1 protein-coding gene is annotated in these 250 nt (G+C 47.6%); it reads right to left on the bottom strand.

All coding sequences use genetic code 11. The annotated features are described in order from the left end of the window. Positions 1 to 215 (bottom strand): D-ribose pyranase (gene rbsD / locus SB756_RS33335; RefSeq protein ID WP_410913666.1); only part of this gene is annotated, 215 nt, incomplete at its 3' end. Positions 216 to 250 lie beyond the last annotated feature (35 nt).

Raw genomic sequence — 250 nt, 5'->3', positions numbered from 1 at the left:
GTCCAACTTTTTGGGGTCAGTACAACCTGCATTTCATTTGTGACGACGCCCAGCACCTGCATAAAAGAAGGTACACCCTGGGTTAATGCCATATCGATACGCGTTGTACTTTTGGGGATGGGTAAACCAGCATCACACACCACCAGCGTATCGGTATGTCCCAGACGGGAGATCACCGATGAAATATCAGAATTAAGAACGGTGCCTTTTTTCATTTTTTTCTCCATCAGCGAAACGGTTCGCTGCCCCA

Source organism: Pseudomonas sp. SIMBA_068 (assembly GCF_046534705.1).
Lineage (GTDB): Bacteria > Pseudomonadota > Gammaproteobacteria > Pseudomonadales > Pseudomonadaceae > Aquipseudomonas > Aquipseudomonas putida.
This window is presented reverse-complemented; position numbering and strand designations above follow the sequence as displayed.